General features: G+C 63.4%; 21 protein-coding genes and 2 pseudogenes. 8 read left to right on the forward strand and 15 right to left on the reverse strand.

The annotated features are described in order from the left end of the window. Window positions 1–23: 23 nt before the first annotated feature. Together FBF35_RS08945 and FBF35_RS10530 are read left to right on the forward strand one after the other, a co-directional pair. The gene (locus FBF35_RS08945; protein WP_241772510.1) at window positions 24–1,577 is read left to right on the forward strand and encodes a TPM domain-containing protein; all 1,554 of its coding nucleotides are present in this window, start codon (window positions 24–26) and stop codon (window positions 1,575–1,577) included. Between the two features lie 119 nt (window positions 1,578–1,696). Beyond that, on the forward strand, window positions 1,697–1,834 hold the full coding sequence (locus tag FBF35_RS10530; protein ID WP_187348947.1) for a hypothetical protein: 138 nt from the start codon (window positions 1,697–1,699) through the stop codon (window positions 1,832–1,834). Window positions 1,835–1,956: 122 nt separating this feature from the next. Here the strand turns inward: FBF35_RS10530 and FBF35_RS08950 are convergent, their stop codons facing one another. Beyond that, window positions 1,957–3,102 (reverse strand): low temperature requirement protein A, encoded by a 1,146-nt coding sequence (locus FBF35_RS08950; protein WP_082632810.1) that lies wholly within the window; start codon window positions 3,100–3,102, stop codon window positions 1,957–1,959. Window positions 3,103–3,665: 563 nt separating this feature from the next. On the opposite strand from FBF35_RS08950, the pseudogene FBF35_RS08960 reads away from it, so the two are divergent. Continuing rightward, window positions 3,666–4,333: pseudogene (locus FBF35_RS08960) on the forward strand (transposase). Between the two features lie 605 nt (window positions 4,334–4,938). Then, entirely contained in the window at window positions 4,939–5,664 is a 726-nt protein-coding gene (locus FBF35_RS08965) for a PspA/IM30 family protein (RefSeq protein WP_060565808.1), read from the forward strand. Between the two features lie 108 nt (window positions 5,665–5,772). Here FBF35_RS08965 and FBF35_RS08970 read toward each other — a convergent pair whose 3' ends face one another. The 3 genes from FBF35_RS08970 to FBF35_RS08980 form a co-directional block, all read right to left on the reverse strand. Then, window positions 5,773–6,345 carry an NYN domain-containing protein gene (locus FBF35_RS08970; RefSeq protein ID WP_060565809.1) on the reverse strand — a complete coding sequence of 191 codons (573 nt, stop codon included), beginning with the start codon at window positions 6,343–6,345 and terminating at the stop codon, window positions 5,773–5,775. Window positions 6,346–6,468: 123 nt separating this feature from the next. Then, window positions 6,469–7,989 carry a glycerol kinase GlpK gene (glpK, locus tag FBF35_RS08975; protein ID WP_060565810.1) on the reverse strand — a complete coding sequence of 507 codons (1,521 nt, stop codon included), beginning with the start codon at window positions 7,987–7,989 and terminating at the stop codon, window positions 6,469–6,471. 152 nt (window positions 7,990–8,141) lie between these two features. Continuing rightward, on the reverse strand, window positions 8,142–8,927 hold the full coding sequence (locus FBF35_RS08980; RefSeq protein WP_060565811.1) for an MIP/aquaporin family protein: 786 nt from the start codon (window positions 8,925–8,927) through the stop codon (window positions 8,142–8,144). Between the two features lie 313 nt (window positions 8,928–9,240). Between FBF35_RS08980 and FBF35_RS08985 the strand changes: the two are divergent. After that, window positions 9,241–10,181: pseudogene (locus FBF35_RS08985) on the forward strand (sugar-binding transcriptional regulator). Window positions 10,182–10,262: 81 nt separating this feature from the next. On the opposite strand, the gene FBF35_RS08990 reads toward FBF35_RS08985, so the two are convergent. Continuing rightward, window positions 10,263–11,882 (reverse strand): lysine--tRNA ligase, encoded by a 1,620-nt coding sequence (locus FBF35_RS08990; protein WP_060565813.1) that lies wholly within the window; start codon window positions 11,880–11,882, stop codon window positions 10,263–10,265. 56 nt (window positions 11,883–11,938) lie between these two features. Continuing rightward, complete coding sequence (locus FBF35_RS08995; RefSeq protein ID WP_060565814.1) at window positions 11,939–12,826, reverse strand: carbohydrate kinase family protein; 888 nt, start codon at window positions 12,824–12,826, stop codon at window positions 11,939–11,941. A 76-nt stretch (window positions 12,827–12,902) separates the two neighbouring features. On the opposite strand from FBF35_RS08995, the gene FBF35_RS09000 reads away from it, so the two are divergent. Then, window positions 12,903–14,276 carry a 6-phospho-beta-glucosidase gene (locus tag FBF35_RS09000; RefSeq protein WP_060565815.1) on the forward strand — a complete coding sequence of 458 codons (1,374 nt, stop codon included), beginning with the start codon at window positions 12,903–12,905 and terminating at the stop codon, window positions 14,274–14,276. Between the two features lie 84 nt (window positions 14,277–14,360). On the opposite strand, the gene FBF35_RS09005 is transcribed toward FBF35_RS09000, so the two are convergent. The 9 genes from FBF35_RS09005 to FBF35_RS09045 form a co-directional block, all read right to left on the reverse strand. Further along, window positions 14,361–15,056, reverse strand: a complete 696-nt coding sequence (locus tag FBF35_RS09005) for a PIG-L deacetylase family protein (RefSeq protein WP_060565816.1) — start codon at window positions 15,054–15,056, stop codon at window positions 14,361–14,363. Between the two features lie 68 nt (window positions 15,057–15,124). Then, the gene (locus tag FBF35_RS09010; protein WP_060565817.1) at window positions 15,125–16,447 is read right to left on the reverse strand and encodes an ABC transporter substrate-binding protein; all 1,323 of its coding nucleotides are present in this window, start codon (window positions 16,445–16,447) and stop codon (window positions 15,125–15,127) included. A 30-nt stretch (window positions 16,448–16,477) separates the two neighbouring features. Next, window positions 16,478–17,323 carry a carbohydrate ABC transporter permease gene (locus FBF35_RS09015; protein ID WP_060565818.1) on the reverse strand — a complete coding sequence of 282 codons (846 nt, stop codon included), beginning with the start codon at window positions 17,321–17,323 and terminating at the stop codon, window positions 16,478–16,480. Further along, a complete protein-coding gene (locus FBF35_RS09020) occupies window positions 17,310–18,188 on the reverse strand; it encodes a carbohydrate ABC transporter permease (protein ID WP_060565819.1) in 879 nt (292 codons plus the stop codon). The genes FBF35_RS09015 and FBF35_RS09020 overlap by 14 nt, the downstream gene beginning before the upstream one ends. A gap of 180 nt (window positions 18,189–18,368) precedes the next feature. Next, window positions 18,369–18,803 (reverse strand): aspartate 1-decarboxylase, encoded by a 435-nt coding sequence (gene panD, locus FBF35_RS09025; protein WP_060565820.1) that lies wholly within the window; start codon window positions 18,801–18,803, stop codon window positions 18,369–18,371. Continuing rightward, on the reverse strand, window positions 18,800–19,753 hold the full coding sequence (gene panC / locus FBF35_RS09030; protein ID WP_060565821.1) for a pantoate--beta-alanine ligase: 954 nt from the start codon (window positions 19,751–19,753) through the stop codon (window positions 18,800–18,802). Before panC ends, panD begins: the two co-directional genes overlap by 4 nt. A gap of 132 nt (window positions 19,754–19,885) precedes the next feature. Continuing rightward, entirely contained in the window at window positions 19,886–20,773 is an 888-nt protein-coding gene (locus FBF35_RS09035; protein ID WP_060566402.1) for a Rossmann-like and DUF2520 domain-containing protein, read from the reverse strand. A gap of 25 nt (window positions 20,774–20,798) precedes the next feature. Further along, entirely contained in the window at window positions 20,799–22,358 is a 1,560-nt protein-coding gene (locus FBF35_RS09040; protein WP_060565822.1) for a PH domain-containing protein, read from the reverse strand. Then, complete coding sequence (locus tag FBF35_RS09045) at window positions 22,355–22,855, reverse strand: PH domain-containing protein (protein ID WP_060565823.1); 501 nt, start codon at window positions 22,853–22,855, stop codon at window positions 22,355–22,357. The genes FBF35_RS09040 and FBF35_RS09045 overlap by 4 nt, the downstream gene beginning before the upstream one ends. Before the next feature lie 128 nt (window positions 22,856–22,983). On the opposite strand from FBF35_RS09045, the gene FBF35_RS09050 reads away from it, so the two are divergent. Both FBF35_RS09050 and FBF35_RS09055 read left to right on the forward strand, forming a co-directional pair. Beyond that, a complete protein-coding gene (locus FBF35_RS09050) occupies window positions 22,984–23,706 on the forward strand; it encodes a response regulator transcription factor (protein WP_034466075.1) in 723 nt (240 codons plus the stop codon). A gap of 1 nt (window position 23,707) precedes the next feature. Further along, a complete protein-coding gene (locus tag FBF35_RS09055; RefSeq protein ID WP_060565824.1) occupies window positions 23,708–25,174 on the forward strand; it encodes a sensor histidine kinase in 1,467 nt (488 codons plus the stop codon). Window positions 25,175–25,334: the final 160 nt, after the last annotated feature.

The following is a 25,334-nucleotide window of genomic DNA, read 5'->3' on the forward strand; positions in this document are numbered from 1 at the left end:
TTCACCGACGAGCAGGAGACACCGTGTCACGGATCCAACGCCTGGTTGTCGCAGCCATCATGATGGTTGCGATGCTGATTAGCGGTGCACCAGCGTTCGCGACCGAGCCGCTCACCACATCAACCTCTATTACCGACCCTGAAGGGTGGCTCGACAAAGAAAACCGGGCGCGCATCGACGATTACATCCACCGTGCTGAAGTACAGGGCTTCGAGGTACGCGTCGCCATCGTACCCAACTTTTCTAATGTCAACCCTCCTGATTGGTGTTCGCGGAGCTTAGCTAATTCCGCTGACTCGGTGAGTGACATCCTCTACGTCGTTGCTTACGAGGAGAGAAGTGATATCTACTGCACCCGTGGCAACCCAACCCAGAAATATCTACTCACGATCGCTCATAAGGCGGCACAGCGCGCATTCAAAACCGATCCCCTAACGCCCGAGGACGCAGCAGAAGCAGCAGTATCTTTCATCTCAAGCCTCCAAAACATGGGATACGGGGAATACGCCCACCGCGCCGAACTCAACACAGCCTCCCAGAAGAGCGCGTCCTCGGAGACTGCAGCCTCTGACGATTACGAATCTGTAGTTTCTATCGTAATTCTTCTTATTCTCACGGGTGCCACAACAGTGTGGGGACTATCGAGACGACGTGCACAACTCGAGAAGGCGGATGATACATCCGAGGTGAACCCCCCTCTCCACACCCCTGTGAGGCGCGAGGCCCTGAGGGCCGCAGCGGAAGCACACCGGCGCTTGTTGGAGGCCGAGGAACAGGTGCGCGCCGCGGAGGAGGACTGGAACTTCGCTCGCGCCCAGTTCGGTAGTGCTGCGGCTGAGGAGTACGGACGTCGCCTCGAGGCAGCGAAGGAAGCTATTGCGCGCGGCTTCGACACCCACAAACAGATCGAGCAGACCCCTGATTCTCACACCAAGCAACGCCTCGCCACAACGATCACGGAGGATCTCGACAAGAACCTTCCGCCCCTGCAGGATGCTCGCAAGGAGTTTGAGGCACAACGCGAGAAGCGGTCATCGCTTCCCAAGCAGCTCGCCGATGCTCGCGAACGCCTCGTCGAGGAGCTCGCCGATCTGGAGCGCTCGAAGGAAGAACTCTTCAGTATCGCAGGCCTCTATCCTGAGTCCATGCTCGCTTCGCTCCAGGACAATCCGCAGCGCGCGGCACAACTGCTGGAGTCCGCTCAAACTGCACTGGAGACCACGAGCGCACATCTCGACACCGATCCCACCCGCGCAGCCTCCGCGCTGGATACCGCCCAGCGTGCACTGACCATGGCCAATGCGCAGACAGGTGCGATCTTCTCTGCGAAGACCGATCTTGACGCATTCCACGAGAGGCTCACCGCTTCCATCGGTTCCGTTTCTACCGCTGTGTCGGACGTGAAGCGGCTCGATTCCTCCAACGCCTTCTCTCCCCTTCTGGACGAGGCCGACGCCGCCATCGCCAGGGGACAGCGTGCGCTGGTCAGCGACGAGGACCCCCTCGGCGCGCTCGAGAACCTTCGCGACATGGAGCTCCGAATGGAAGCGATCCTCACTACTCTCACGACTCAGTAACAGGCAACGCGCAAGATACCGCACAGCGCCACATTCGCAACGCCGATGCTGCCCTCACCTAGGCTTTAACCTACCTAAAGGACCACAAGGGTTCGGCCCTGTTCGACGTGAACAGGCTGATGAGCGAAGCCAACCAGACAATGACCGAAGCGCACGCAGCCCTCGACGAAGATCCCCTCGATGAATTTGTAAGAACCTTTCGCATTGAAAACAAACAGGATGTTAAAACTCAGCTGATTTCAGGGAATTACTTTTAGGTACTTTCAATGTCAGGATTTTAAAATGGGGTAAAAGCGAGACAATAACGAATGACTCCCATTTGGTTCGAAAATCTACAATACCTAAGGAAGTTGATAGACGAATAATGGGCAAATTTAGTTTAGAAGAACCACCAGTAAGGCACGGAATACCGTTTAGTACGCGCAACCCAGAAAGAAATAAAATGACTAGCTATAGCTAGAGTAAAAACGGTTGCAACACTCAACACTGTTATAGGATTAGAGGCGAAAAGCAAAGAGAGAATCAAGGCAGCCAGATAGAGTGTCGCTTGAGCACAGTAGTAACTTCTCGAATAGCGAAGATAGTTTTTGTTATAGGGCCCATTTGCTAGGACAGCAGCTTGGAAGAGGCCAATCCCGATATAAAAGAGGCTGATTGCAACGAGAAGATTAGCATCAGGATTCAGAAGAAAACCCATCGAAACTGTCATCAACATAAGCCCGATGAAAATAGGATAGTGACTATAAATTATAAATAATCCCTTTTGATTGGATCCTTGATCAATAGCATGGTCAAATTCGCCAAAATAAAACAAGAACAGGGAAAGCATGATAACGAAATTAAGAACCGAATAAATCGAGAAATTCTCAACTGTAAAGAAGCTAACTAGCCCAATAACCATCTCTCCAAACGTAATAATGACAAGAAGGGAGACGCGCTCGATTAAATGGGGAAGATTTACCTGGAAATGCTCATCTTTAGTAATCAAGAAAATTGGCACAATAAATGTTAGCAGAATACTAGCAATAAAGATATAGACTCCAACGTAAATAGGAAAAAGAGCTGCCAGATAGACTCCTAAGCTTTGCAGACCTGTTAACCATAGAAAACCTTTGATACTTTCCCGATCAGCATTATCGGTTGATCCTCTAAAAAACTGAACCAAATATTGAAAAAATAAGGTAAGGGTTAATGTGCCAACAGCCCAACAGGTATGATAGTACCATTGTTGCCAATTGTATCCAATCATATTGGATATAAAGAGCATAAGTCCCATGTTGACAAACATGATCACCATGTTAAATAACGAGTTCGTTCCATAGCGATTGGTATAAATGGTTTGAATCATCCAGGAATTGATGATAACCATGACAGAGATGAAGAAATCAAGTAAAGAATCCCAAGCCAAAACACCGCTATGAAGAGGGTGAATTAAAGCAGTTGCTTTTGAAATTGCAAAAACAAACACTAGGTCATAAAATAGTTCTGAAAATTCTACACGTTTATGCTTAATAAGAGTTGCCATCTTAAGACCTTTCTGTTGTATAGGTGCAAGTTATCACAACATACACTATAGAGCATAGTGCAACAAATGAACTCATAGCGCTTCGATAGAAAAGTGAGATTATCCCCACTTACTATTAAATCTAATAGCTCCTCGTTTTCAATCAAGAGCTCTAATGGAGATTTTTTCTCGCTACAATAAAACCGGGTTCATTTTGGTTATGAAATGTCCTTTTCTAAGCAGTTGAATCAACATACAACTCTCTTCCGTGTTCTGTGTATAGCTGATTGCCTCTTGGTCGGTTAAGTAAATCCTCTAAGTGTTGCCCATCCACATGTGGGAAATGCTCGATAGATTTGACAGCTTTTAAGATTTCACCTATTTGATCAGAGCATTTATTAGATTCAAGAACACGCTTTTCTAACTCAATCTCTTTACTAATTCCAAATAGTTAGGTTGGAGTTGCATTGAAACATTCCGCTATATTATCCATGATTTATAAAGGTAGGATAGCCATTTTGTATTTCGTAATCAGAGATGGACTATTTACTGATTCCTACACCGTCCATCTGAAAGACCTCAACATTCCCAGTACCATCTGTGATCGCCCCGATCTGAGCGCGGGCGCTCGCCCGGATGACCTGGGGTTGGAGGTGACGGGTCAGCGCATTGAGCCAGACCCTGCAGTGTTGGTATGCCATATTGCTGGTGAGGATCGGTGGTGCCGACGCTGCGCGTGCCTGGGAACTTCTTGTGGCACGGCGGTCAGGCGCTTGGCTCACGTACCCTGCGGGTGGCGTCCCACATCTGGCTGGCCTCCCAGCCCAACACGTAACGCGAGCGCATGGAGATCGCCGCGATGGATCGATTTACCGGGTTCACAAGCGCAGCCGCTGAAGAACTCCCCGGCGCGAGGGCGGTCATGGATCTCTTCCACGTCGCGCACCTGGCCGGGGATGCTCTCGATGAGTGCCGGAGGCACATCGGGCAAGAACGTCACCAGCGACGCGGGCATCCCTACCGCCCTCACGGAGATCGTCACACTGGGAAGAACGCTCAAACGGTGATCCAGAGATATCCTGGCCTACTTCGACCAGCCCCCACACCACAGGCGATCCCACCGAAGCCATCAACGGCCACCTCGAACACCGACGCGGCTCCGCACTCGAACTTGCGAAACCTCACCAACTACACCACCCGAGCACTCCTCGAAACAGGAGGATTCAAAACCCAACTACACCCCCAACTATGAAGAGCCACTTTTTCCAGTTGACTTAGATGCCCCCTACAGGCAATCGCAGCGGCCTCGCGGGCCACCACGCTCGCCCAGCGCGCGCTTGCAGCACCGGGACGACGATAGAGGAGGTTGACGAGGTTTCATCACCGCGTGACACTGACCACCGTGACCACGTCGCGCATGACCCCACTCAGCATCGGCTCAAGCCCGGCTGATTTCCACCCGCACCCGACCATCGCGTACACTGGTCCCACACCAATACAATGTGACTCAAAATACATTAGATTGAGGGCGCTGCACCTCGCAATGATGTATCTTGATCTGTTCGCCACTAACCGAGGAGGATCACATGCCGCGGATTCGAGACTCTCGAACACGTGCGTGCAATGAGAGCCAGGCCAAATGCCACGCTCGATCCGCTTCGCTGCGCGTGGCACCACTCGGGAGAAACACACTCAGCGTGATGGCACCCCAGTCCCCCACACACACTGATCCAACAACCGGTTCGGGCAACTCGTAGCCCACCCACCAATCGCGCGAGGCCTCATCTCGCTCACAACCCGCGCACACGCGCACCAACCCAAACCGCGCAGATGCGCACCACCTCTAAGGAGAACATCATGGCCGAAAAGCAGACGATCCTGGGCCGCATTGCTCAGCTCGCCAAGGCGAACATCAACGCGCTCCTCGACAAGGCCGAGGACCCGCAGAAGATGATCGACCAGCTCATCCGCGACTACACCAACTCGATCATCGAGGCCGAGAACGCGATCGCTCAGACCCTGGGCAACCTGCGCATGGCCGAGCGTGACTACGAGGAAGACGTTAAGGCCGCCGCCGACTGGGGCCAGAAGGCCGCCGCCGCGTCCGCGAAGGCTGACTCCCTGCGCGCCGCCGGCGACGAGGCCGGAGCCGACAAGTGGGACAACCTGGCCAAGGTTGCCCTCGGCAAGCAGATCCAGTTCGAGAATGAGGTCAAGACCGAGGAGCCCGCTCTCGCTTCTCAGCGCGATGTCGCCGAGCGCCTGAAGACCGGCCTCGCTCAGATGAAGGACAAGCTCTCCGAGCTCAAGAGCCGCCGCGACCAGCTGATCGCCCGCGAGAAGACCGCTAAGGCTCAGGCCCAGGTCACGGAGGCCCTCGGCTCCATCAACATCCTGGACCCCACGAGCGAGCTCGGCCGCTTCGAGGACCGCGTGCGCCAGCAGGAGGCCCTCGCCCAGGGCAAGATGGAACTGGCCGCCTCCTCGCTGGACGCCCAGTTCGCTGAGCTGCAGACCGACTCCTCGCAGGTGGAGATCGAGGCTCGCCTGGCCGCCCTGAAGGGCAACAACACCCAGGCGTGAGCAACGCGGCCCAGCCGCACACATAGACAGGCCGGGCGGCCCCTCGCGGGGCCGCCCGGTTCGTCATGTCGGTGCCAACGCGTCCGCTCGCGGACGCGGGGCCAGGGTTTACAGGAAGGACATCGGGTCGAAGTCGTCGATATCGATGATGTGGAGCCTGGGTAGGCGCACCTGGAAGGCGTGCACGTCGTATTCGAGGTCGATGATCTCCAGGCCTCGTTCCTCCAGCTCGTGGAGCTGGGAGGAGAGGAATTCCTTGAAGCACATGACCGCGACGCGGCGGCCCTGGTCGAGGAGGGTCTCGATCTGGGGCAGGAAGTCGGCATCGTGGCTGGCCAGGATCACGTCGCCCGTACCGAGCTGCGCGATCGCGTCCATGGTGCGCTGGAGGCCGACGTCGACGACCTTCATGTCGGCCGGACCCGACAGGGGGATGACCGAGTAGTCCATGGCCGTGAGCGCCTGGACGAAGCCCATCGGCAGGAAGCCGGAGGAGCCGTTGAGGAAGAACAGGCCCTTGGCCTTCTGGCCCCAGCGGCCGTGCGCGCTCTCGAGGACACGATCCCAGCGGGGGCGCTCCTCGGGGTTCGGGCGCCGATCAAGGACAGAGAGACCCAGCGTGGCATCGATATTTTCGCCGTCTACGACGAGATATGTTGTTTGATTATTAGGGTTTTCCATGGGAATAGAGTAACTGACGATTGTCCATACCTATGCGGCCTTGAGTCCTATGTATAACCCGATAGAGCGAGGCCGGGACTGCTCAGCGCAGCCCCGGCCTCGTCAATTTCTATGGAGTGACAATCACTTCACGTCGTCGTCAACCCAGTCGAGCGTACGCGTGACGGCCTTCTTCCACAGGCGGTAGGTGCGGTCGCGCTCGGCCGGCTCCATGGACGGCGTCCAGCGCTTGCCTTCCTGCCAGTTGGCCACGACGTCCTCGGTGCCCGACCAGTAGCCCACGGCCATACCGGCGGCGTAGGCGGCACCCAGGGCGGTCGTCTCGATGACCTTCGGGCGAACAACGTCGACGCCGCACAGGTCGGCCTGGAACTGCATGACCAGGTCGTCGTGCGTCATGCCGCCGTCAACCTTGAGCTCCTTGAGCGGCACGCCGGAGTCTGCGTTCATCGCGTCGAGGACCTCGGCGCTCTGGAACGCGGTCGACTCCTCGACGGCGCGGGCGATGTGGCCCTTGTTGACGTAGCGGGTGAGACCCACGATCGCGCCGCGGGCGTCCGCGCGCCAGTAGGGGGCAAACAGGCCGGAGAAGGCGGGGACGAAGTACACGCCGCCGTTATCCTCGACCGTGCTGGCCAGCTCGCCAATGTCCGAGGACTTGACGATCATGCCCAGGTTGTCGCGCAGCCACTGGACCAGCGAGCCTGCAACGGCGATCGAACCCTCGAGGGCGTACACGGCCGGCTGATCGCCGATCTTGTAGGCGACCGTGGTGAGCAGGCCGTTGTTGGAGAAGACGGGCTCGGTGCCGGTGTTCATGAGCATGAAGCAGCCGGTGCCGTAGGTGTTCTTCGCCATGCCCTTCTCGAAGCAGGCCTGGCCGAAGGTGGCCGCCTGCTGGTCGCCGAGGATTCCGGCGATCGGGGTGTCGATGAGCAGACCATTCTTGCGGCCGTAGCCGTAGATCTCGGAGGAAGACTTGATCTCGGGGAGCATCGACATCGGGATGCCGAAAATCTCGCAGACGTCCTCGCGCCACTGCAGCGTGCGGATGTCCATGAGCATGGTGCGCGAGGCGTTGGTGACGTCGGTGCAGTGCACGCCGCCGTTGACGCCGCCCGTCAGGTTCCACAGGACCCAGCAGTCGGTGTTGCCGAAGAGCAGGTCGCCGGCCTCGGCGCGCTCGCGAGCGCCCTCGACGTTGTCGAGGATCCACTTGATCTTGGAGCCGGAGAAGTAGGGGGACAGACCCAGGCCACAGATCTGGCGGAAGCGGTCCGGGCCCTCGTCGCCCTCGAGTTCCTTGACGATGTCGGAGGTGCGCATGTCCTGCCAGACGATGGCGTTGTAGACGGGCTCGCCGGTGTTCTTGTCCCACACGACGGTGGTCTCACGCTGGTTGGTGATACCGACGGCCGCGAGGTTGTGGCGGTTGATTTCCGCCTTCTGCAGAGCCTCGGCGACGACGGTACGGGTGGTCTCCCAGATTTCAATGGGGTTGTGCTCGACCCAGCCCGGGTTCGGGAAGATCTGGGTGAATTCCTTCTGTCCGACGGAGACGATCTCGCCGGAGTGGTTGAAGATGATCGCACGGGTCGAGGTGGTGCCCTGATCGATGGCGAGAACGAACATTTCGGTGGTCATGAGTGTCCTTTCGGAGGCGTTGTCACGTCATTGTGTGTGCCGCGTCGAGCCACCTGCGCGGCAAGCGGGACTTCGCAGTCCCACAAAATGTCACCCCGGCGGCGGGGTATGACGCGGGCGAGGCCGCGGAGGCCTCGCCCGCGCACTCACTCTCAGGCGAGAATGAGGAAGTAGAGAACGGTACCGACGATGGCGCCGATGATCGGGCCGACGACGGGAACCCAGGAGTAGCCCCAGTCGGAGCCACCCTTGCCCTTGATCGGGAGGATCGCGTGGGCGATACGGGGGCCGAGGTCACGGGCCGGGTTGATGGCGTATCCGGTGGGGCCGCCAAGCGAGTTACCGATGACAACGATAATCAGCGCGACGCCGAGGGGGCCGAAGTGGGTCTCGGTGTAGCCGGAGACGTAGACCCACAGGATCAGGACGGCGGTGCCGATGGCCTCAGTGAGGCAGTTCCAACCGTAGGAGCGGATCTCGGGGCCGGTGGAGAAGACGCCGAGCTTGAGGGCGGGGTCGCAGTCCTCGTCGAAGTGCTTCTTGAAGGTCAGCCAGCACAGGACAGCGCCGACGAAGGCGCCGAGGAACTGAGCAACGATGTAAACGAGGATGTTGGTCGCGTTGACCGCGACGCCGGGGGCGAGCTCAACAGAGGAGTCGAAGGCGTGGCCGACAGCCTTGGCGATCGTCACGGCGGGGTTCAGGTGACCGCCGGAGCGGAATGCAACGTACACGCCGGCGAAGACCGCGAGGCCCCATCCCCAGTTGATGAGCAGCCAGCCGCCGCCCTTACCCTTGGACTTGGGCAGCAGGTTCGTCGCGACGACGCCGCCACCGAGGAGCAGCAGCACGGCCGTGCCGAGGAATTCGGACCAGAACAGCTGGGCCGTGGTGAAAGCAGCCGTGTCGGCGGCTGCCGGGAGCAGTGTTGTGAGCATGTTTCCCTATCTTTCTCCAGCGCGTCGTCGCGCCGGTCACCGGTGGTTTCCCACCGCGAACAATGTGCCAGCGAACACTATCAACTGAGATAGCGATCCGTGGGTCACACCAAGTATGTCACTTGTTGCACGTTGGCCCAAACTGAGTGCACATTCGTGCAGCCCCAGAGGTGTGACCCTGACCATCTGACGAAGATTAATCTACTCACCCCCGCACGGAAGTCAATGTTCAAACACACACATCTGCACGCTTGTGCATGGCACACTAGAAAACGTGACAATACGTGACGAACAGGCGCATGAGGCCGCCTCGATGTACTACCTCCAGGGGCAGACGATGGAGACAATCGCCCGCCACCTGCAGATATCACGCTCCTCGGTCTCGCGACTTCTCGCCCACGCGCGGGAGGTCGGCCTGGTGCGCATCTCGGTGTCTGCCTCCCCCGGCCTCAAGGGCACCCTCGCAGGACAAATCGCCGACCTCTTCGGCGTCCAGGTTTCTGTCGTTCCCGTTCACGACGTCCACACCGAGGTCAACCGCCTGCACAACGTTGCGCTCGTCGCGGCGGAACACCTTATCGACATGCTCTTCCCCGGCGTCACCCTCGGCATCGCCTGGGGAAACACCACCGCCGAAGTGACGCGGGCCATGCCCCACGTGTCTTTTGCGGGTTCCACAGTCGTCCAGCTCAACGGAGCGGCCACCGCCACCGAGTCGGGCATGCCCTACGCCGAGGCCATCATCGCTCGTGCCGCGAAGGCCATCGGCGGGCGCATCGTCAACTTCCCGTGCCCGCATTCTTCGACTACGCGGACACCAAAGAGGCGCTCTGGCGCGAACGCTCCGTCCAGTCGGTCCTCAACACGATCGACAGCGCAGACGTCGCCCTGTTCGGCGTCGGCTCCATGTCGGCCCGCCTCCCCTCTCACGTCTACTCGGGGGGGTTCCTCGACCCCAACGAGATCGCGGCGGCCCAGAACGACGGGGTTGTCGGCGACGTGTGCACCGTCCTCATCCGCGAGGACGGCTCCACGAACATGCACCTCAACGAGCGCGCCTCGGGCCCGAGCCCAGCCACGCTCAAGAAGATCCCACGCCGCCTCTGCGTCGTCTCCGGCGCCTCGAAGGCGCTACCGCTCCTCGGGGCACTGCGCGCAGGGGTCGCCACCGACCTCGTCCTCGACGACGGGGCCGCGCACGAGCTCCTCGACCTCGTCCACACGCGCATGGCTCCCCGCCGCTCCTACATCTGAGCAGAGGCCACACCGACGCACAAGACAGGACCCCGACCTCGTCCATGATGGAACGAGGCCGGGGTCCTTTCTCAGCTCAGCTCAGCTCAGGCGCTTGACCAGCGGGAACGGAATCGTCTCGCGGATGCCCTGGCCGGTGAGGACCATGAGCAGGCGGTCGATGCCCATGCCCATGCCGCCGCACGGCGGGAAGCCCTGCTCCATGGCGATGAGGAAGTCCTCGTCCATGACCATGGCCTCGGGGTCACCGTTGGCAGCCGCGAGGGCCTGCGCCTCGAAGCGCTCGCGCTGGACGACCGGGTCGGCCAGCTCGGAGTAGGCGGTGCCCGTCTCGAAGCCGCGCACGTACAGGTCCCACTTTTCAGTGAGGCCGGGGCGCGAGCGGTGGTAGCGGGTCAGCGGGGAGGTGTCCTCCGGGAAGTCGTAGACGAAGGTCGGCGCCCACAGCTTGGAGGCGACGAGCTCCTCGAAGATGTCTTCGACGATCTTGCCGGACACGGCGTAGTCGTCGACCTCCAGGCCGATGCGCTCCGCGTACTTGACGAGGGTCTCGCGCGGCGTCTCCACCGTGATCTCCTCGCCCAGGGCCTCGGAGGTGGAGCCGTACAGGTCGATGCGGTCCCACTCGCCCGACAGGTCGTACTCGGTGCCGTCGGCCAGGCGCACGATTTCCTCGCCCTCGGACAGGTCGAAGGCGTCGCGCGCGGCCTGCTGGATGAGGTCGCGGGTCAGCTCAGCCATGCCGTTGTAGTCCGAGTAGGCCTCGTAGGCCTCCAGGGACGTGAACTCGGGGCTGTGCGAGGAGTCCATGCCCTCGTTGCGGAAGTTGCGGTTCATCTCGAAGACGCGGTCCACACCGCCGACGACCGCGCGCTTGAGGTAGATCTCGGTCGCAATGCGCAGGTAGAGATCGGTGTCGAGCGCGTTCATGTGCGTCGTGAAGGGGCGGGCAGCCGCGCCACCGTGGATCATCTGCAGCATCGGCGTCTCGAGCTCGATGTAGTCGCGGCGGAAGAAGTTCTCGCGGATCGAGCGGTTGACGGCTGCGCGGATGCGGACCATGTCGCGCGCGGCGGGGCGCGTGATCAGGTCGAGCTCGCGGCGGCGGATGCGCTGGTCCTCGGACAGGGTGATCTCTTCGCCGTCCTCGGTGGTCCAGGTCTTGGGCAGGGGGCGGATCGCCTTGGAGGCAATGGCCCAGGAGGCGTCGGGGGCGGGCAGCGCGGTGGGCGCGGCGTCGTACTCGGCCTGGGCCTCGGGCGTGACCTCGGCGGGGGTCGCGAAGATCGACAGCTCGCCGCGGCGCGAGGAGATCACGCGGCCGTGAACGAAGAGGTGATCGCCCAGGTCGACGTCGTTCTTGTAGGCGGCCAGGGACTCAGCGCCGACGGAGGCAGCCGAGAGCATGACCTGGATCTTGTTGCCCTCACCGTCCATGAGGGTCGCGAAGCAGAGCTTGCCGCCGTTGCGCGCGAGGATGACGCGGCCCGCCAGGCCCACGTAGTCCTCGGTCTCTTCGCCAGGCTCGAGGTGGGCGTACTTCTCACGCACCGCCTTGATGGTGGTCGTGATCGGCAGGCGCACGGGGTAGGCGGGGATGCCGGCCTCCATGAGGCGCGCGCGCTTGGCCGCGCGAACCTTGACCTGCTCGGGGGTGTCGTCTGCGGGTGCTTGCGTGGGCGTGGAAGAAGAATCGGTCATGCGCCTATCGTACCGGGATTTGGCCTCGTGACGAGGCAGGGGCCCGGTTGGGCTGCTCACGCACCCGGGAGGTCAGCCGCGTAGGGGGCCGAGGAGGATCCGCCGATCCCCTGCGTGGAGTGTGCGGCGGCCTCGCAGGCGAGGGCGAGCGCCTCGGGCCACGGCATGCGGCGCGTGCGGCGCGCCCAGGCCAGCGCCGCCGAAAAGACGTCCCCCGCGCCCGTCGTATCCACCGCCTTCACGGCGGGTGCGGGCACACGCAGGATCTGTCCGTCGACGCACGCAATCACGCCGTTCTTGCCGCAGGTAACCACGCAGTCGCACCCAAAGGACGCGAACCACCGCGCAGCTTCCTCCACGCTGTCGGTGCGCGCGTAGGCGAGCGCCTCCTCCTCGTTGGGCGTGCACACGTCGGCCAGGTGCAAGACCTCCAGGTCGGCCGGGTCCCAGGCCCCGGCCTCGTCCCAGGCTGTATCCGCCAGCACCCAGGTCCCGCGCTCGCGCCAAGACGAGACAACCTCGCCGTTCTCGCTGATTCCCCGCACATCCGCGAGCAGGCACGCCGGCGCGTCGCCTCCCAAGCGTGGCAGCGCGGTCGTCCCGCGCGTCGTCATCGCGCGATCGCCATCAAAAGACAGGGAGACGGTGACGTTTTGATCGCCCACGCGCTCGCACGAGGAGGTGTCCACGCCTTCGCGCGCGAGCATCTCGTCCACGAACGCTCCCATCTGATCGACGCCCACGCGGCTGTGCAGGCGCACGGGCGCACCCAAGCGAGCCAGCGCAATCGCCTGATTGGCCGCGCCGCCCGCGCACATGAGAGCTCCCTCCACCCAGGCCTCGCGGCCGGGAACCGGAGGACCGTCGAGGGGACCCATCACGACGTCAAGAAACGTCGGACCATACACCGCGAACTGAGATGCGGCGGGTAGATGAGATGCCACGGGTCCTCCTAGACGTGAGCGCGACTACAATATGTCACTGAGCCACCACTATACGTATCCAGAGAGGATGCCCGCCATGCAGCTCACCATCGTCGGAGGAGGGGGCTTCCGGGTCCCCGCGATGATCGACGTCTTGGCCCGTTCGCGGTTGGGTCAGGGAGCCTACGCCTCCCTCGACGTCGACCGCGTCGTCCTGTACGACACCGATGCGCGCAGGCTCGACGCGATGATGGCCGTGCTTTCCTCGCTGGACTTCCCGCACTCCCCCACCGTTCGTGCGACGACGGACATCAACGAGGCGCTTCCCGGAGCCGACTTCGTCTTCTCCGCGATGCGCGTGGGCGGGACCTGCGGAAGGGTCCTCGACGAGCACTGCGGCCTCGACAACGGCTTGTTGGGGCAGGAGACCGTCGGCGTGGGCGGCTACTGCTACGCGTTCCGCTCGCTCAGACCGGCACTCGAGCTGGCACGTGCCGCCAAGCGCCTGTGCCCGGGCGCCTGGCTCATCAACTTCACGAACCCGGCCGGGATCATCACCCAGGCGATGCGTTCCGTGCTCGGCGAGCGCGTCATCGGCATCTGCGACACCCCCATCGGCCTCGTCAACCGCACGCTGAACGCCCTGGGCGTTGCCGAAGATGAGCGCACCGACGTGTCCTTCGACTACGTGGGCCTCAACCACCTCGGCTGGCTGCGCTCGCTCTCAGTCGACGGCCGCGACATCCTCCCGCGCCTCTTCGCCGACGAGGCGGCCCTGGGGTCCATGGAAGAATCCCGCGCCATCGGCACGGACTGGATTCGCGCGCTGGGTGCCCTGCCCAACGAATACCTCTTCTACTACTACTGCCATCGCGAAGCCATGGCCCGCATCCACCAGGACCAAACCCGCGGCGAGTACCTGCGCGATCAGCAGGAGGCCTTCTACAACGCCGTCCTCGCGTGCCCCGAGCAGGCGGGACGGACATGGATCGATGCGCTCGCCGACCGGGAGGCGACGTACATGGCCGAGGCCCGCGACGTCGACGAGCGTTCCGGCAGGCGTGCCGAGGACATCGCGGGCGGTGGCTACCAAAAGGTGGCCCTCGACCTCATGAACGCTCTCGCTACGAATACTCCGGCGCGCATGATCCTCAACGTCGGTAACGGCGACGGCGGGTTCTCCTCGATTCCGACGCTGCGCGACACGGACGTCGTCGAGGTTCCCTGCGACGTCGACGCCTCCGGCGTGCATCCGATTCCGGTCGCTCCCTTGGAAGGGGCCGCTCTCGGCCTCGTCCAATCCGTGAAGGCCTGCGAGAATCTCGTCATCGACGCCGCCCGCGAGCGCGACCGCAGCCTCGCGTGGCAGGCGCTGGCGCTGCACCCCCTGGTCGACTCGGTCAACGTCGCGCGCGCCGTACTCGACCAGGCGATCCGCACAAACCCGCTGGTCGCCGCTGCCTTCGACTGAGCGGCGCCCATCAACGCACTGTGCCCCTGCCTCGTACGGACGAGGCCGGGGCACAGTGCGGCAAACAGGCCGGCTAGCGGGCCATCACCCGCGCGTGTCCCAGCGGAAGAACTCTTCTCCCCCTGCGTAACCGTGGGGACACCCCGCGTCGCGGGTGCCCTGTCGGATCCAGGACTCCATCCGGTCGAGGTCGTCGAATTGGGTGACGTGCTCGCGCACTGCCCTGACCTTGGCCTCGATGTCTGCCTGGTCCAGCTCGACGACGTGATTCGTCGACGGGCCGCCTTGGAACCACACTTCTTCGACGACGTGGGGGTCCAGGCCCTCGTCGAGCAGCTCGGGGAACGCGAAGGGGTTGCGCGCGGCCGGGTAGACGGCGTCCGTGACCGCGGCGCCCACGGCTCGGTGGTCCGGGTGATTGGCGTAGATGGACGACCAGTTGTATTCGGGCGAGAGGGTGAGGATCAGGTTCGGTTTCACGCGCCGAATGAGGGCGACGATATCGCGCACGAGCCCGTGGGACGGGGTCACCATACCGTCGGGGTAGCCGTCGAAGAAGACGAGCTCCGTGACGCCCAGTTGCTCGCACGCGCGGCGCTGTTCATCGCGACGCAACTCCCCCATCTGCTGATGTAGATCCTGGTCGGAGCCGCCCGCGTCACCGTCCGTGACGACTGCGACGACGACCCTCGATCCTTCGCGCACGAAGCGAGCCAGCGTCCCGCCCGCGTCCACGTCCGCATCATCGGGGTGGGCGTAAATGCCCAGCACGGTATCCATTCGTGTACTCCTTATTGAGGCGCCGGCGAGATCATGTCCCGCCGGCGCCTGTCCCGAGTCTGTGACGACTACTGATCAATCGCCGCGTTGGCGGCGTCCTGAGCGGCCTGGACGCCCTCATGCACGCCGGTGCGTCCCAGGAAGACTTCCTTGAGCACGCCGTTGTACGCGTCCATTGCCGCGCCCAGCTTCGCGCCGAAGGGAGCCATGATCGTACCCGAAGGAGTCTTCGCCATCACCGAGGTGTCGACGCCCTTGTCCGACCAGTAGGCGGTCCACGTCGCCTGGGCCTTCTCGTTCGCGGGGAAGCCGGCGCCGGTCTTACCCAGCGCGGCACCGCCGTCCTTGCCAGCCAGCCACGCCAGCAGCTTGTGCTGAGCCTCGGGGTTTGCGCTCGCCGTCGAACCGGCGGCGACGACGGAGTTACCGACCGTCACGGCACCGGCGGGACCCTTCGGCTGGGGAGCCAGGCCCCACTCGAAGGAAGCGCCCTCTGCCACGTTCGCCAGGTTGTAGGAACCGGACTGGAACAGAGCGATCTTGCCCTGCAGGAACTGGTCGCGGCTGAAGTCGCCGTTGTCGTTCGTATCGGCCGCCGAGGGGGCCACGTGCTCCTTGTTGATCAGGTCCACCAGGTAGCCGACCGCGGCGTCACCCTCGGGGCTCGCGAACGTAAAGCGACCACTCTCGTCCTGCAGGGTGGCACCGGCCGAGCCCAGGTACGGAATGAACATGGCCTGACCATCCAGCGCAGCGTTGTATCCGTACTGGACGATGTGGTCCGCGTCAAAAGCGGGGTCAGCCGCGTTGCGGCCCGACGAGTCCAGCGTCAGCTTGCGGGTGATCTCCCGCAGAGAGTCCGTGGAAGCGCTCGGGTCCCACGACAGGTTCTGCAGGTCATCGATGCTCACGCCGGCCGCGTCCAGCAGCGACTTGTTGTAGTACACCGCGATCGACGGGTCGGTGAGGACCGGGACGCCGTAGAGCTTTCCGTCAACCGTGTACTGATCGATGGCACCCTGAAGCCAGCCGTCACGCTCGGAGGCGGGGAACTCCTCGTCAATGTTGACAATCTTGCCGCCGCGCGCGTACTCCGTGTAGTTGTTCGTGTTGGACCAGAAGACGTCCGGCCCGGTGCCCGCGGCGAGCTCAGAACGCAGGCCCGTGAAGTAGTCCGACCACGGGACGACCTCGACGTTGACCGTGATCCCCGTTTCCTCGGTGAACGCGGGGAGCGCCGCCTCGTACGCCTGGGCAGCCTGATCATCCCACAGACGCAGGGTCAGGGACGTGCCCGCCTCGCTCGACGCGCTGCCACCCTGCGAGCAGGCGGCCATCAGCATCGACGCGGCACCAATCAGAGCGGTAGCGGTAACAAAACGCCTTTTCATGAAGACCTCCAGTTGTGATGGGTTGTGTTGTTACTTGATGCCCGTCAGGGCAATCGATTCAACGATGTGTCGTTGAAAGACAATGAACAGAGCGATCAGCGGTACGAGCGCGATGGTCGTCGCCGCCATGACGTACGTCCAATTCGCGTTGTACTGGCTCTGCAGGGCGGCCGTCGCAACCGTGAGGACGCGTGGCCTGGTCGCGGCGATGATCCGCGGCCACATGAATGAGTTCCACTGGCTCACAACCGTGATGAGCACGAGCGTCGAAATGATCGGCTTCGACACGGGAACGACGATGGAGAAGAGGATACGCATCTGCCCGGCGCCGTCCATGGTCGCCGCGTCGATGATTTCCTGGGGGATCTGGCGGAACGACTGACGCAGCAGGAACACCGCGTAGGGCGAGGCGAACACGAAGGGCAGGACGATGCCCCAGAAGGTGTTGTTGAGCCCCATCTTGGCCATCATGAGGTACAGCGGGATGACGAGGACCGACGCCGGAATCATCATGGTGCCCAGGAAGAGCCAGAAGATGACCTCGCGCCCCGGGAACTCGATGCGGGCGAACGCGTATGCGGCCAGCACGGAGGACACCAGCTGCCCGACGACCATCACCACGACCATGAGAAGCGTCGTGATGATCGCGTCGCCGAAGTTGACCCGTCCCGTGAGGATCGCCTGGAACGAGGCCAGGGAGGGCGGGGAAGGCAGCGCGAAGGGCGAGTGTGATGCGAAGTCCTGCGGCGACTTAAAGGCCGTGACAAAGCTGAAGAGGAGCGGGACGACCATGATGAACGCGGCCAGCGAGAGCCCCGCGTAGATCCCCATGGTCGACCACCAGGGCCGGCGCGACTGCGACTTAGACGAGCTCATACGTGGTCCTCTTCCGGAAGTACAGGTTCTGGGCCAGCGTCAATCCCATGAGGAGCAGCATCATCACGCACGCCATGACTGCGGCGCGGCCGACGTTTCCGGTCTCGAAGGCCTCCTTGTAGATCAGGTAGGCGAGGACCTCGGTGGAGCCGGATGGGCCTCCCTTGGTGAGGGCGTAGATCTGGTCGAAAACGTTGAAGACCGAGATCACGGAGGTGACCGAGACGAAGAAGAAGGTCGGGCGCAGGAGGGGCATCTTGATGTGCCAGAACACCTGCGAGGAGGATGCCCCGTCCACGGTCGCGGCCTCGGTGAGCTCACGCGGGATCGCGAGCAATCCCGCGATGAAGAAGAGAGCCGTGTACCCCACGTTCGACCAGACGACGACGAAAGCCGCCGCGGGCAGCGCCCAGGTGGGCGACACGAGAATTTCTAGTCGAGTGCCCGCAAGCGCCGAGAGGAGGCCACCGGTGGGGGCAAAGATCCACGACCATACGACGCCGAGGGCCAGCGGAGGCGCGATCCACGGGATGACGATGAGCGTGCGATAGACGACGGTTCCTCGCACGCCTTTCGTCAGCAGGTTCGCGAGGAGTAGGCCCAGGATGATCTGGATGGGGACCACGAGGAGGACGAAGAGAATCGTCGTACGCAGGGACGACAGGAAGGCCGGGTCGCTCAGCACGTTCGTGACGTTGGCCAGGCCCACGTATCGCGTGTCCCCGATCAGATCCCACCGGTACAGGCTCACCCACATGATGACGCCGATGGGGACAACCATGAAGATGAGGACGCCGATGAGGGCAGGCGACAGGAACGCGTATCCGACGAGCGCGTGGCGCGTCCGAGACGCTCGCTTGGTCATGCCCCACCTTCCTTTCGTTCGGTTCTTCGAGGATAGGTGTGACGGGTGTATCAGCGCCGGACGGAGACAAGGTATGGACAATTGTGAACAGCGCATGCCGTCAAACGAGCAAAGGTGCACGAAACGAGGCAAAAAGGGAGCGCCCACTCAGTTGAGTGGACGCTCCTGCCGGTGCGTCAATCAGACGCCGGAGCTTTTCAGCCCCAGCTCGCGGGCACGGGGCGAGTCCTCGGGGACGGTTCCCGCGTGGTCGCCGGCGCTGACGATCCTGTTGGCCTCGTCGACGAAGACGACGGAGGGCTTAATCGTACGCACGAGAGATTCGGGCACCTGAGCGTAGGCCATGATGATGACGAGGTCGCCGACGGTCACCTTGTGGGCAGCCGCCCCGTTGAGCTGAATCGTGCCGCTGCCTCGCTCGCCCGCGATCGTATAGGTCGAGAGGCGCTCGCCGTTGTTGACGTCGACGATGTCGACCTTCTGCCCGGGCACGATGTTCGCGGCGTCCAGCAGGTCCTCGTCCACCGTGATCGAGCCGACGTAGTGCAGGTCGGCGCCGGTGACGACGGCGCGATGGATCTTGCCGATGGCCATCTCGCGGGTCATTTCCATCATGCGAGGTCCCCCGCGCGTTCGGCGAGACGGCCGGCAGGATCGGAAGCGTCGCGCAGCGGCACCTCCATGTTGTCGATGAGGCGCGTCGTGCCCACCTTGGCGGCGATGAGGATGCGTCCCTCACGCGAGCCGTCGGACAGGATCGTGGGCGCGGCAGTGCCCTCGCCGACGGGCACGGACTCGGTGCCAGCGAGGATTTCGAAAGTTCCCGCGTCCACGAGCGCGATGTAGTCCAGGTCGATACTGCCCTCGGCGTCGATAACCGAGCGGCACTGCGCGATGATCTCCGCGGGCTGTGCCCCGGCCTCGGCGGCCTCGGCGCCTCGACGCAGCGCACGCGAGAGGGCACGGGCGCGGATACGCTCATCGTCGCTCAGGTACTGGTTGCGGCTGGACAGGGCGACCCCGTCCTCGGCGCGCACGATCGGCACGGGGTGAACGCGCACGGGGATGTCCAGCTGGGAGAAAACGGTGCGCAGGACGGCCAGCTGCTGGGCGTCCTTCTGACCGTAAAGGGCCACGTCGGGGCGCACAAGGTTGACGACCTTGGTGCACACGAGCGCGACGCCCGCGAAGTGCGTGGGGCGCGTCTTGCCCTCAAGGACGCGCGCGATGGGGCCCGGGTCGATCGTCACGGTCGCGGGCGTGGGGTACACGTCCTGGGGCGCGGGCGCCCACACAAGGTCCGCACCCACCGTCTCGAGCGCGTCCATGTCCGCGTCCAGGGTACGCGGGTAGGCGTCGAAGTCCTCGCCGGGCGCGAATTGCGTCGGGTTGACGAAGATCGTGACGATCACGTGATCGGCCAGTTCGCGGGCTTCGCGCACGAGCTGCAGGTGCCCGGAGTGGAGGGCACCCATGGTCATCACGAGGGCCTTCGTGCCGGGCAGGCGCGACAGGGCGTCGGCCAACTCGGCACGCGTGTGGGTCAGGACGGGACGGTGAGTCATAGTTCTATTCTTGCAACTTCGGCCCGCCGGTGCGCAATCGAGTCGCTTTCCTCACGCCTCGCGTTTTCGCGACGAGGCCGGGGTTGCGCGCATTCTCTCTCCCGCGTTTCGGGCTCGTTGGGTGTGTGGCGATCAGGCGCCCGGGTCGAGGAGGGCGGCCTCGACGCTGGTGGCGGCCCGTTCGTCGAGGAGACGCGCGTCGCGCAGCAGGCGGGTCAGGGCGCGGGTCATGTCCGCGTAGGTGTCGCGTTCCCCCGAGAGACCTTCCCTAGCCCCGAGGCTGCGTGCGTGCGCGGCGATCGTTCCCACGTCCCCGCGGGCGGCGGGCCCGGAGATGCCCACAACCCCCTCAGTGAGGGCCCGGTCGAGGGCGGCCTCGAGGAGGGGGCGCACGTACAGAGCGGGGTTCTCAATGCCGGCCTCGGCGAGAATCCGCGTCGTCTGCACGGTGATGCCCGCGATGAAGTTGGCGCCGTGGGCGAGGCCCGCGTGGTAGAGGGGGCGATCCTCCTCGGCGACGACGACGGGTTCGCCGCCCATTTCGACGACGAGGGCCTGGGCGATCGGCAGGAAGGGTGCCGCAGCCGTCACCGCAAAGGGCGTGCCCACGAGGCGCGCCACATCAACGCTGGTGCCGGTGAAGGTCATCGCCGGGTGGATGGCGAGCGGGATCGCTCCCGCGCCCGCAGCGGCGCCGAGCAGCCCCACGCCGGAGGCACCCGACAGGTGAATGACGATGTGCCCGCTCTGCCAGGCCCCCAAGTCGGCCAACCCGCTCACGAGGGGGCCGATCTGGTCGTCAGGGACGGCCACGATGACCACCTCGGAGCGTCGCACGACCTCCTCGGGCGTGGCGATCGGCACGCCGGGGAGCATCGCGTCGGCACGCTCGCGCGAGGCATCCGACGACGCGGAGACGGCGACGATCTGGTGCCCGACCGCGCGCAGCGCAGAGCCGATGACGGGCCCGACGTGGCCCATGCCGATGATGCCGATTCCGAGGCGTCCGGGGGTACTCATGCCTCCATTGTCGCCGATCATCGGGCTACTTGTCGTCCTCCGCACGCTGCGAGGTCGCCTCAACGATCTCGGTGACGCGAGAGAGCCAGCGCTCGGGAACCTCGGCCTCACGGCGGACCTTCGAGGCCTGCGACAGCTGCGCCCACAACTCCAGAGAGCGGCCCGCCTCGACGTGCTCGGCCATGGACGCCACCGGTCCGGGAACCAGCGCGGCGCGCACCGATGCGACGCGGCGCCAGCGCTGAATGGGTCCCTGATGCAGCGACACCGACTGGATACGCGTGAGCGGGATGATCGAGAAGCGCAGGTTGAAGAAGCCGTCGCGGATCGCAAACACGGCATCGGTCAGGCCGAAGGCTCGGCGCTTATACACGAGAGGATCCAGGATCCTCGCGCGCTGGGGGATCGGTGTCATCCAGCGGTCCTCGCCCGTGCCCACGCGAAGGGACTCGAGGAAGCCGTCGGGATCCTCGACCCCCAGGTCCGGGATCGCCATCGCAATCGCCTGGATGACTTCCACGCGGCTGCCGACGGGAAGCAGCACGTCGGAGGCCACATCCACCTGCATGCCCTTGTTCTTCTCGTCCGTCGTATGCGCCGAGTTGCCGGCCTGCGTGATCTCCACGCGATACCAGCCAAACAGTCGCCAGATCAGCGGCTGCGTCACCTCGATGGCGTGAATGCGCCCCGGAGGGATCGTCACGTGACGGCGAGCCGTCAGGCCGCGGTCGATGCGCACGCCATCGGCAGCGATCGCCGCGGTGAAGCCGAACTCTCGATCGAAACGCGCCCAGACACCCGCCAGGAGGCTGAACGCACCCGCCAGGATGCCCAGGAAGCTCATGATCGACGACACCCCGACAACACCCACGAGGAAGCCGTTGAGACCCAGGAGGAAGATGCCGAAGAACAGGGCGATCGCATTGTCGATGGTCGCCAGCATGGACACCAGGAGCTTGACGAACCCGACCTTGAATACGGGGCGCTCCGGGGCCTCCAGCGGGGTCTGTGCCGTCGTCACTCGGGCCGAGGCCGGGGTAAGGTCGGCGGGATCCACAGCCTCGTCAATCGCACCCGAAGCGAGCGCGAGGAGCAGGGCACGCAGTTCCTCGAGGCGCTGCGCGGGCAGCAGGCCCAGCTTGATACTCGAGTCAGCGCCGCCGGCGACCTCGATGTCCAGATAGCCCAGGCGCAGGAGGCGCCCGATGAGCGAGTAGGACACGTTGATCGTCTGGATGCGCGTCAGCCTCGCATGGCGCTGCGTGCGCTTCAGGATGCCGGCGCGGTACCAGATCGCGGTGTTGCTCACCGCGTAGCGAGTCTTCGTCCACGACAGGTAGCAGTACGCACCCGCGATGGCTAGGACGATGCCCGCGATAATCAGAAGGCCCAGGAAGATCCCGGTCGTCGCGAGCCACGCGGGCGCCTCACCGTTGAGCAGGCGCTCAATCGCGGACGCATTACTCAGGGACACGAGGCCACCAACACCCGTCACGCTCCCTACGACGCGGGGAACGTAGGTGAGCGGGTGAAGCGGCTTCCAGTCCTCGGGGGCGATGCCGTCGGAGGAAAGGTCCGCGCTCATAGGCCCATCAGCTCCGCCGAGCCACGCTCCGCCAGGACGTCACGCAGACGGGCCGCGTCCGCGACGGGCACACCACTCAGCGTCGCGTCGGTCTTCGCGCTCGCGGTCGACAGCTTGATCGTGGAGATGCCAAGCAGGCGCAGCACGGGGCCCTGGTAGATATCGACGTACTGGATGCGGCCATAGGGCACGAGGGTCAACGATCGATTGAAGACGCCGCGGCGGATGACGAAGTCCGTGTCGGCCAGTGCGTAGCGCAGGGCGCGCACCTGGGCGGGCACGAGCCACAGGCAGAAGAGTGCGATGGCGGCGGGCACGAGCATGAGCCACCACAGCGCCGGAATATCGACGACGAGGACGAGCGCGGAAATCGCGCCACACAGGGCGCCGCACAGCGCGAGGGCGTTACCGAGGCGCAGGGTCGCGAGTTTGGGGGACACGTGCTGGAAGTCGACGCCGTCGGGAGACATGACGTCTGCTGCGTTCTGGGATGACATGCTTCAATTCTTGCACATCTTTTCCGCGCCTTTTCCTGTCCTTTGTTTCCGCGCGACCAACCGAGGTGACGAAGCAAACAGAAGTCGCGTCATTACTCCCACCTACCTCACAGGAAACATTCAGACACATGGGCGACACTAGTTGCATGAGTACCCCGGGAACCGAAGCAAAACTGCTCGTCGTCGACGACGAGCCCAACATCCGCGACCTCCTCGCCTCCTCCCTGCGTTTCGCCGGCTTCGACGTCGTCACCGCCGAGGACGGCAGCGGCGCATTTCACGAAGCCCAGGCCTCGCGCCCCGACCTCATCGTCCTCGACGTCATGCTCCCCGACATGGACGGCTTTACCGTCACCAGGCGCCTGCGCGACGCCGGCATCACCACCCCGGTCCTCTTCCTCACCGCGCGCGACGACATGCGCGACAAGATCCAGGGCCTGACCGTCGGCGGCGACGACTACGTCACCAAGCCCTTCGGCCTCGAAGAGGTCGTCGCCCGCATCCGCGCCATCCTGCGCCGCACCATGGGTTCCGAAGAAGACGACGCATTCCTGCGCGTCGGAGACCTCGTCATCGACGAGGACGCCCACGAAGTCACGCGCGCCGGCGTGCCCATCGACCTGTCCCCCACCGAGTTCAAGCTCCTGCGCTACCTCGTCATCAACGCTGGACGCGTCGTCTCCAAGATGCAGATCCTCGACCACGTGTGGGAATACGACTGGGACGGCGAAGTCGCCATCGTCGAGTCCTACATCTCCTACCTGCGGCGCAAGCTCGCCGTCGAGGGGGCCTCCGGGGAGCTGATCCACACCAAGCGCGGGGTCGGCTACATCCTGCGCGCTGAGGACTGACGTGCACCGCAGCCTGGCCCAACGCATCGAGGCATGGTGGGACTCCAAGCCGCTATCCGCGCAGCTCGTCACGCTCATCACGCTGCTCCTGGCCATCGGACTCTCCCTGTCCGGCACGGTCATGATCGGCCTCCTCCAGCGCCACCTCACCTCTCAGATCGACGACCAGCTCGTCGCCACCGCGCATACCATGCAGATCTCCGGATCGGCGGCGACATTCTCCGCCGACGGTCAGGGCGGCATCCCCACCCTCTACTACATCCACATCCACGACACCGGCGGGGGCGACCGCTACTTCTACTCCGAGGACACCCTCAAGGCCTCGGGCAAGCCCCACCTGCCCGAACTCGTCGACACGAGCTCCGCGCCCATCTCCTCCTTCCGCACCCTCCCGGTCACCGTCTCCTCTTCCAAGGCCGGCCTCGGCTGGCGCGCCCTCGTCGTCCCCGTGTACGAAACGGACTCCGGCCACTTCTCCGGATACATGACGATCGCCCTGCCCCTGTCGGACATGCAGCACACTCTGCGCACCACGGCCTCATACTTCGCGGTCGCCGGCATCATCATCGTCCTCATCGGAGGCTGGACCGGGCGCGTCCTTGTGCGCCGCGCCCTCCTCCCCCTGCGCTCCATCGAATCGACCGCCGGAAAGATCGCCGCCGGCGACCTCACCAAGCGCGTCACCCCACACCCTCCCACGACCGAGGTTGGCTCCCTCTCACTCTCACTCAACGCCATGCTCACCCAGGTCGAGCAATCCTTCGAAGCCCGCCAGGCCTCGGAACAAAAGATCAAACGATTCGTCTCCGACGCCTCCCACGAGCTGCGCACCCCCCTCGCGGCCATCTCCGGCTACTGCGAGCTCTACGCCATGGGCGGCGTACCCGCCGAGCGCATCGAGGAAGTCATGGGGCGCATTGCTTCCGAATCCTCGCGCATGGCCACCCTCGTCGAAGACCTCCTCACCCTCGCGCGCCTCGACGAAGGCCGACCCCTCGAGATCACCGACATCGACCTCGTCAAGCTCGCCGATAACGCCGTCTTCGACCTCCAAGCCCTCGACCCCACGCGCACGGTCGGACTCACCGGCATCAACAGCCGCACTCCCCCGATGACCCTCATCGTCCCCGCGGACCGCGACCGCATCTCGCAGGTGTTCACCAACCTCATCGGCAACATCGTGCGCTACACCCCCGAAGGCTCCCCCGTCGAAATCGCGCTCGGACGCAGCGGCGACACCGCCATCGTCGAACTGCGCGACCACGGGCCCGGCATCGACGAAACTGACCGCGGACGCGTCTTCGAACGCTTCTACCGCGCGGACACATCGCGCAACCGCAAGTCCGGGGGCTCCGGCCTCGGCCTCGCAATCGTTTCCGGCATCCTCGCAGCTCACAAGGGCAACGCATCACTCACGAAAACGAAAGGCGGCGGCCTCACCGTTCGCATCGAACTCCCCACAGCGTGAACGACATAACGCACCGGTCAGCACACACGGCTTTTTCGCTCAGTTTTCGCCATTTTTCACCTGACAGTTTCACGAAATCTATCGGGATTTTCCCCGATTTTTTACCAACGAACGTGACCTTCGCTCAAAAGCGCACTAGCATGGCTCGGGTATTCCTCAG

Origin of the sequence: Schaalia odontolytica (assembly GCF_005696695.1) — a bacterium.
Lineage (GTDB): Bacteria > Actinomycetota > Actinomycetes > Actinomycetales > Actinomycetaceae > Pauljensenia > Pauljensenia odontolytica_C.

Coding starts and splice junctions, on each gene's coding strand:
- FBF35_RS08990 (WP_060565813.1), bottom strand. CDS start 11,882: ATGACCGATTCTTCTTCCACGCCCACGCAAGCACCCGCAGACGACACC.
- FBF35_RS09035 (WP_060566402.1), bottom strand. CDS start 20,773: ATGAGTACCCCCGGACGCCTCGGAATCGGCATCATCGGCATGGGCCAC.
- FBF35_RS09050 (WP_034466075.1), top strand. CDS start 22,984: ATGGGCGACACTAGTTGCATGAGTACCCCGGGAACCGAAGCAAAACTG.
- FBF35_RS09045 (WP_060565823.1), bottom strand. CDS start 22,855: ATGTCATCCCAGAACGCAGCAGACGTCATGTCTCCCGACGGCGTCGAC.
- FBF35_RS09010 (WP_060565817.1), bottom strand. CDS start 16,447: ATGAAAAGGCGTTTTGTTACCGCTACCGCTCTGATTGGTGCCGCGTCG.
- FBF35_RS08970 (WP_060565809.1), bottom strand. CDS start 6,345: ATGGAAAACCCTAATAATCAAACAACATATCTCGTCGTAGACGGCGAA.
- panC (WP_060565821.1), bottom strand. CDS start 19,753: ATGACTCACCGTCCCGTCCTGACCCACACGCGTGCCGAGTTGGCCGAC.
- FBF35_RS08980 (WP_060565811.1), bottom strand. CDS start 8,927: ATGCTCACAACACTGCTCCCGGCAGCCGCCGACACGGCTGCTTTCACC.
- glpK (WP_060565810.1), bottom strand. CDS start 7,989: ATGACCACCGAAATGTTCGTTCTCGCCATCGATCAGGGCACCACCTCG.
- FBF35_RS08965 (WP_060565808.1), top strand. CDS start 4,939: ATGGCCGAAAAGCAGACGATCCTGGGCCGCATTGCTCAGCTCGCCAAG.
- FBF35_RS09000 (WP_060565815.1), top strand. CDS start 12,903: ATGCAGCTCACCATCGTCGGAGGAGGGGGCTTCCGGGTCCCCGCGATG.
- FBF35_RS09020 (WP_060565819.1), bottom strand. CDS start 18,188: ATGACCAAGCGAGCGTCTCGGACGCGCCACGCGCTCGTCGGATACGCG.
- FBF35_RS09040 (WP_060565822.1), bottom strand. CDS start 22,358: ATGAGCGCGGACCTTTCCTCCGACGGCATCGCCCCCGAGGACTGGAAG.
- FBF35_RS10530 (WP_187348947.1), top strand. CDS start 1,697: ATGAGCGAAGCCAACCAGACAATGACCGAAGCGCACGCAGCCCTCGAC.
- FBF35_RS09015 (WP_060565818.1), bottom strand. CDS start 17,323: ATGAGCTCGTCTAAGTCGCAGTCGCGCCGGCCCTGGTGGTCGACCATG.
- FBF35_RS09005 (WP_060565816.1), bottom strand. CDS start 15,056: ATGGATACCGTGCTGGGCATTTACGCCCACCCCGATGATGCGGACGTG.
- panD (WP_060565820.1), bottom strand. CDS start 18,803: ATGATGGAAATGACCCGCGAGATGGCCATCGGCAAGATCCATCGCGCC.
- FBF35_RS08950 (WP_082632810.1), bottom strand. CDS start 3,102: ATGGCAACTCTTATTAAGCATAAACGTGTAGAATTTTCAGAACTATTT.